We start from the raw sequence: 7,000 nt of genomic DNA on the forward strand, positions 1-7,000 counted from the left end.
CAAAGCCCATACGAACGGCCCCCGCCACAGAGCCGGGGGCCGTCGTGTTTGTGCAGGTGGGAGGCGGTTTCCCGCCCAGCGTCAGCCCAGGATTTCCCCAGCATGACGCCCATGATCAGCCCGAAACGGGCCCGACCGGACCGGAAGCCGATCACGGCCCGCGAGCCGCTAGAAATGGCCGCTGACCTGCGAAAACCCTACTGCGGCAAGTTCCTCGCCATCACAATCCGCTGCACCTGGTTCGTGCCCTCATAAATCTGCGTGATCTTGGCGTCGCGCATCATGCGCTCGACCGGGTAGTCGCGCGTGTAGCCGTAGCCGCCGAGGAGCTGGACGGCGTCCGTGGTGATTTCCATGGCGGCGTCCGAGGCGTAGCACTTGGCGGCGGCGCCGAAGAACGTCAGGTCTTCCTTCTCGCCTCCGGCGGCGACGCGCTCGGACTTGGCGGCGGCCGCGTAGGTGAGCTGGCGGGCGGCTTCCAGTTTCATGGCCATGTCGGCGAGCATGAACTGGACGCCCTGGAAGTCGCCGATGGGCTTGCCGAACTGCTTGCGCTCCTGGACGTAGCCCTTGGCGTAGTCGAGGGCGCCCTGGGCGATGCCGAGGGCCTGGGCGGCGATGGTGATGCGGGTGTGGTCGAGGGTCTTCATCGCGGTGGCGAAGCCGGTGCCCTCCTCGCCGATGATGCGGTCGGCGGGAATGCGGACGTTGTCGAGGTAGACCTCGCGGGTGGGCGAGCCCTTGATGCCGAGCTTCTTCTCCGGAGCGCCGAAGGAGACGCCCTCGTCGGCCTTCTCGACGACGAAGGCGGAGATGCCCTTGGTGCGCTGGTCGGGGTCGGTCACGGCCATGACGGTGTAGTAGTCGCTGACGCCCGCGTTGGTGATCCAGCGCTTCACGCCGTTGAGGACGTAGTGGTCGCCGTCGCGCACGGCCTTCGTCTTCATGCCGCCGGCGTCGGAGCCCGCGTCGGGCTCCGAGAGCGCGTACGAGAACATCGCGTCGCCCTGGGCGAGCGGGCCCAGGTACTTCTTCTTGAGCTCCTCGGAGCCCGAGAGCATGACCGGGAGGGAGCCGAGCTTGTTGACGGCCGGGATCAGGGAGGACGAGGCGCAGACGCGGGCGACCTCCTCGATCACGATGACGGTGGCCAGGGCGTCCGCGCCGGCCCCGCCGAATGCCTCGGGTACGTGGATGGCGTGCAGGTCGGCCGCGGTCAGCGCGGCGCGGGCCTCTTCCGGGAAGCGGCCCTCCTCGTCCACCTCGGCGGCGAACGGGGCGATCTTCGCCTCGGCGAGCGCGCGCACCGAATCGCGGAGCATGTCGTGCTCCTCGGACGGCCGGTACAGGTCGAAGTCCTTTGATCCCGCCAAGGTGTTCTCACTCCCCTGAGAGTTAACTACCGTTTAGTAACCACAATTCTAGGGCCGCCACCCCGGCCCGGCCTACGTGAGCTTGCCGACAGCTATGCTCGGGCACGGATCAGCCCGTACGCATGTTGGAGCACTCATGGCCCCCAAGATCACCGTGATCGGCACCGGCTACCTCGGTGCCACGCACGCGGCCGCCATGGCCGAACTCGGCTTCGACGTGCTGGGGCTCGACGTCGTCCCCGAGAAGATCGAGATGCTCTCCCAGGGGCGGGTCCCGATGTACGAACCGGGGCTGGAGGAGTTGCTGCGGCAGCACGTCGCCGGGTTCGAGGGATCCAGCGGGCGGCTGCGCTTCACCACGTCCTGGGAAGAAGTCGGCGAGTTCGGCGATATCCACTTCGTCTGCGTGAACACCCCGCAGAAGCACGGCGAGTACGCCTGCGACATGTCGTACGTGGACAGCGCCTTCGAATCCCTGGCCCCGCACCTGCGCCGGCCCGCCCTGGTCGTCGGCAAGTCCACCGTCCCCGTCGGCAGCGCCGAGCGGCTCGCCGCCCGGCTCGTCGAGCTGGCCCCGGCCGGCGCCGACGCCGAGCTGGCCTGGAACCCGGAGTTCCTGCGCGAGGGGTTCGCCGTCCAGGACACCCTCCACCCGGACCGTATCGTCGTCGGCGTCGCCGGCGAGAGCGCCGAGCGGCGGCTGCGGGAGGTCTACGCGACCCCGCTCGCCGAGGGCTCGCCCTTCGTCGTCACCGATTTCCCGACCGCCGAGCTGGTCAAGACCGCCGCCAACTCCTTCCTCGCCACCAAGATCTCCTTCATCAACGCGATGGCCGAGGTCTGCGAGGCCGCCGACGGCGATGTCGCCAAGCTCGCCGAGGCCATCGGGCACGACGAGCGCATCGGGCGGAAGTTCCTGCGCGCCGGCATCGGCTTCGGCGGCGGCTGCCTCCCCAAGGACATCCGCGCCTTCATGGCCCGCGCGGGCGAGCTCGGCGCCGACCAGGCCCTGACCTTCCTCCGCGAGGTCGACTCCATCAACATGCGGCGCCGCGGCCACATGGTCGAGTTCGCCCGCGAGGCCGTCGGCGGCTCGTTCCTCGGCAAGCGCATCGCGGTGCTCGGTGCGAGCTTCAAGCCGGACTCCGACGACGTACGGGACTCCCCCGCGCTCAACGTCGCGGGCCAGATCCACCTCCAGGGCGGCCAGGTCACCGTCTATGACCCCAAGGGCATGGACAACGCCCGCGCCCTCTTCCCCACCCTGGGGTACGCGCCGACCGCCGTCGAGGCCGCGCAGGGCGCCCACGCCGTGCTGCACCTCACCGAGTGGCGCGAGTTCCGCGAGCTGGACCCCGCCGAGCTGGGCAAGGCCGTCTCCGAGCCGTACATCCTCGACGGGCGCAACGCGCTCGACCCCGCGCTGTGGCGCGCGGCGGGGTGGACGTACCGGGCGCTGGGGCGGCCCCGGGCCTGAGGGCCCGTGTGCCGTGCCTCGCACGTGAAGACGCCCGGGACTCATGCGGTCCCGGGCGTCTTCGCTTTCGCGTACGCGTCAGTGGCCCTTGGCCTTCGTCGCGGTCACCTCAGCGGCGTTCACCAGCACATACCGGTGGTTGAACTGGATGGTGTAGTAGCGCTTCGCGCCCTTGACCACCGTCTGCTTGGCCGGCGAGAAGTCCACGGCGGCGACCGGCGGCTGGTCGGCGACGTACGCCTGCCCGGCCGGGATCGCGTAGTTCTTCGCCGTCAGGGCGTTCTGCTTCGACGGGGACACGCCCTTGGGGTACTCGTTGGCGTCCGGGTACGCGGTCCCGTACACCGGGGCGGCGTCCTTACCGGGCGCCTTGATGATGCGCGCGCCCTTGGCGGGCGTCGTGTTCTTGCCGCCCGGGTTGTTGATCCAGCCCTTCTGGCCGCCGTACCAGATGGCGGTCCAGTCGCCCTGCTGCTCGGCGACCACGAACTTCTGGCCGGCCTGAACCGTCGTGGTCCAGTCCGAGACGTCGTCGCTGCCCTTGTCGTCCTTGCCCCCGTGCACGACGGGGTCGAGGAGGAGCGGAGCGTCGTCGCGGGGCTCGCTGCGGACGAACAGGGCGCTGGACGGGCCGGTCACCGGGCCGCACTTCTTGATGACGCCGGACGGGTCGTCGTCGGGGCAGATGTTGTACGTCTGCTGGTTCTTGCTGAAGCCCGGGGTGATCGTCACCGCGGTCCCGACGGGTGCGACGCCGGGCTTGCCGCCGTCGATCGGGGCGCCGATCATCCGCATGAAGCGGGTCCAGTCCCAGCCGTTGCCCGGGTCCCAGTGCATGGCCGCGATGGTGTCGTCCGAGGGGCCCGTCACATTGTCGTGGCCGAGGATGTGCTGACGGTCCAGCGGCACGTCGTAGCGGTGCGCCAGGTACTTCACGAGCTTCGCGGTCTGCTCGTACGCCGCGGTCGTGTACCACTCGGCGCCATGGGCGGAGAAGCCCTCGTGCTCGATCTGGACCGCGTGCAGGTTGCTGTCGTAATTGCCGTCGCCGAACGCGACGTCCTTGTTCGGCACCATCTGCGTGACCTCGCCGTCCGAGGACCGCATCACGTACTGCGACGAGGAGCCGCCGGCCGTCTGGAAGGTCTTGATCGCGTTCTCGTACGACCCCTCGGTCGTGTGCAGCACGATCTGGTTGATCTTGATGCCGTTGGCCGGGCGGTTGGACACCTGGCCGTTGGACGCCGCCGCCGGTACGAACCGGCAGTTCATCGACGGGGGGCACTCCGCCTTCGGCGACGCGGTGTTCTTCAGCTTGAGCTTGCCGTACTGGCCGGTGTTCGGCTTCGCGGACGCCTGGGCCTTCATCGTCACCGACCGGCCGTCCGCGGCGTCGCGCTTCGCACCGGACTTGATGGTGGCGAACACGCCGTCGACGTACGACACCGCCGCCTTCCTGTCGGACAGGCGGCTGTACCGGGCGACCGCCGCGGTCCACTGCGCCGGGTCCTTCGCGGTGCCGCCGGTGAACTCCTTCTGGTACGCGGCGAGGAGCGCGGCACCGCCGCGGATGTTCTCCTTCTGGTCGTGCTGGAGCTTGTCGGCGGAGGCGCCGGTCAGCTTCGCGGCGGCCCGCAGGGTGTGCAGCTCGGGGTGGTCGGTGAACGAGACGAGGTCGGAGCGGCCGGCGGCTCCCGCGGACCCGCCGGAGACCATCTTCGACGTCACATCGGTGAGGTTCATCAGGCCCCACCCGCCGGTGTTGCTGTAGCCGGTGTGGTGCTGCCAGCCGGACTCCTGGTGCGCCACGCCGAGCAGAACGGGCAGCGGCACGTCGAACTCGTCGGCGGCGGCGGCGAAATCGGCCTGCGTGGTCGGGGACTTCGGGTCGTCCTCGTTCATTGCCTGAGCGAGGGACGGCAGGAAAGCGAAAGCGCCTACGGCCAGTGCGCCGCCGATGGCAGCCGTCGGCAGCCAACGCTTTTTCCGCTTGTGCAAAGGGGTTCCCTTCAATGCGACGGTGCGCAGGGCTCCCTCGGCAGGAGGGTCGTCGACTCGCCCTGTACGCACCCAAAGGTGTGGGGGTGAGCGCGCAATTCCCGTGCAGGCATGCCGAAGTGGGCGGTGACCACCTCGACGGAGACGGTTATCGGCGCCGAATGACATCAGATCAGAAAAACATTCAGGAGCCCAGGGCGGGTGGGCAATGACACGTTTACGGGGAGCGGCGGGCGACCGAACCGTCCATTGCGGGCGGCGCGGTCCGCACTCTTATCCGGACCTTTCCCCCTTTGGGGTCGCTTCTTCATTCCGGCGCCGCCTCTCCTTTCCGGTCTACCCTCGCCCCCTTTCGGACCCACCCCCCTTTTCGGGCTTCTCCGGCATTTTGGGGTCACCGCTCCCGGCCGGGTTCCCATTCCCGGCCGGCTTTCTGGTATCCGCCGGATTTCCGGCCGCTCCCGCCGGGCCCGCGGCCCCCGCCGGGCTTCCAGTCCCCACCAGGTTTCCGGTCCCCGCCGGGCTCGCGGCCCCCGCCTGGTTCACGGTCCCCGCCGGGCCCGTGCGCCGCCCGCCCGCCTTGTTCGCCCGGTACGCGCGCATCTTCGCCCGGCTTCCGCACACCGCCATCGAGCACCAGCGGCTGCGCCCCGCCGGGCTGCGGTCGTAGTAGACCCACTGGCAGTCATGGGCCTCGCACGCCTTGAGCCGGGGCCAGGTCCCGTCCGCGGCCGCGGTCGCGATGCCCGCGGCGATACGGGCCGTGAGCGCGGCGAGCCCCGTCAGGCCGCTCGCGGGGCGCAGCGCCGCGGCGCCCCGCCCGTCCACCGCGAGCACCAGCGGGCCCTCGGCGAACAGCCGGTCCAGGATCTCGGCTCCGGATGCCGCCGGTTCTCCGCCCGTATGGGCCAGGCAGACCGCCCGCAGCGCCTCGCGCAGCTCCTGGGCTCCGGCCCGTTCGTGCGCGGCGAGCCCGAAGCGGGCCAGACCCTCCACGGCCGTCAGACCGTCCTGTCCGTCCTCTATGTCGAGGGTGTTCACCAGCTCCTGGACCAGGGCGAGCCCGCCGGGCGCCACTCTTTCCGCGCTCATGCTTGCGACGTTACCGCCATTGGGGGACTATGCAGTAACAGTTACCGACAGACAGCCTCTACCAGTAACTTCCATCAGGAGGAATCATGGCCATCGCCACGCTGGGCGCCGTCGTGCTGGACTGCCCCGACCCCCTCGCGCTCGCCGGTTTCTACGCGGAGCTGCTGGGCGGGAAGGTGGTGGACGAGGGCGACGGATGGGTCGACCTCGTCGGGGTGGACGGAGCCGCACTGGCCTTCCAGGCGGCCCCCGGCCATGTGCCGCCGCGCTGGCCGGAGCCCGACGCGCCGCAGCAGTTCCACCTCGACCTCCGCGTCCCGGACCTCGATACGGCGCACGAGCGCGTCGTCGCGCTCGGGGCACGGCTGCTCGATGACAATGGCGGTCGGCCTCTTGGATGGCGTGTATTCGCCGATCCCGCGGGGCACCCGTTCTGTCTCTGCCGCGACTGATCAGGTGGCTGACCGGGCCGTGAGCCCGGCCGGCCGGCGGTGGAGAGCAGCAGACCGGGCGGGAATCCGGGCAGAGAGACTGGCCGAGACCAGCCGGAGCCACAGCCCGGGAACCGAGCAGGAATCCGAGGAGGAGTCTTCATGCCCATCGCGAAGATCCGCGTCACCGTCGTGGACTGTCCCGAACCGCTGCGGCTCGCCGAGTTCTACGCACACCTGCTGGGCGGACGCATCGAGGGCGACGCCGACGCGGACTGGGTCGACCTGTACACACCCGACGGGCAGCGACTCGCCTTCCAGCGCGCGCCCGGGTTCACCCCGCCGAAGTGGCCGGCCGCGGACGACAACTCCCAGCAGCTCCACCTCGACCTGGACGTCGACGACATGGAGATGCGCCAGGAGCAGGTGATGGCGCTGGGGGCGACCGCGCTCGACCTCGACGACGACGACGGCAAGCGCGACTTCCGAGTGTTCGCGGACCCCGCCGGGCATCCCTTCTGCCTGATCAGGCCGTGACGCACGGGCGGGGGGGGGGGGGGGGGGGGGGGGGGGGGGAGGGGGGGGGGGGGCGGGGGGGGGGGGGGGCTCGAAATGAACAGACGAACGGA

At 70.1% G+C, this 7,000-nt stretch carries 5 protein-coding genes and 1 pseudogene; 3 read left to right on the top strand and 3 right to left on the bottom strand.

Annotated elements, in window-relative coordinates:
- Positions 1-197: 197 nt before the first annotated feature.
- On the bottom strand, positions 198-1,373 hold the full coding sequence (locus AC07AB_RS21635) for an acyl-CoA dehydrogenase family protein (RefSeq protein WP_478569313.1): 1,176 nt from the start codon (positions 1,371-1,373) through the stop codon (positions 198-200).
- Positions 1,374-1,509: 136 nt separating this feature from the next.
- On the opposite strand from AC07AB_RS21635, the gene AC07AB_RS21640 reads away from it, so the two are divergent.
- Positions 1,510-2,850, top strand: a complete 1,341-nt coding sequence (locus AC07AB_RS21640; RefSeq protein WP_478569315.1) for a UDP-glucose dehydrogenase family protein — start codon at positions 1,510-1,512, stop codon at positions 2,848-2,850.
- Between the two features lie 78 nt (positions 2,851-2,928).
- Here the strand turns inward: AC07AB_RS21640 and AC07AB_RS21645 are convergent, their stop codons facing one another.
- Positions 2,929-4,752, bottom strand: a complete 1,824-nt coding sequence (locus AC07AB_RS21645) for an N-acetylmuramoyl-L-alanine amidase (protein WP_478569317.1) — start codon at positions 4,750-4,752, stop codon at positions 2,929-2,931.
- A 672-nt stretch (positions 4,753-5,424) separates the two neighbouring features.
- A pseudogene (locus AC07AB_RS21650) lies at positions 5,425-5,940 on the bottom strand (CGNR zinc finger domain-containing protein); the annotation flags it as partial.
- A gap of 86 nt (positions 5,941-6,026) precedes the next feature.
- On the opposite strand from AC07AB_RS21650, the gene AC07AB_RS21655 reads away from it, so the two are divergent.
- Both AC07AB_RS21655 and AC07AB_RS21660 read left to right on the top strand, forming a co-directional pair.
- Positions 6,027-6,392, top strand: coding sequence for a VOC family protein (locus AC07AB_RS21655; RefSeq protein ID WP_478569319.1), 366 nt, complete (start codon positions 6,027-6,029; stop codon positions 6,390-6,392).
- A gap of 141 nt (positions 6,393-6,533) precedes the next feature.
- On the top strand, positions 6,534-6,908 hold the full coding sequence (locus tag AC07AB_RS21660; RefSeq protein WP_478569321.1) for a VOC family protein: 375 nt from the start codon (positions 6,534-6,536) through the stop codon (positions 6,906-6,908).
- The last annotated feature ends 92 nt before the right edge of the window (positions 6,909-7,000 follow it).

The sequence above is a fragment of the Streptomyces sp. NPDC044033 genome (genome assembly GCF_056434425.1).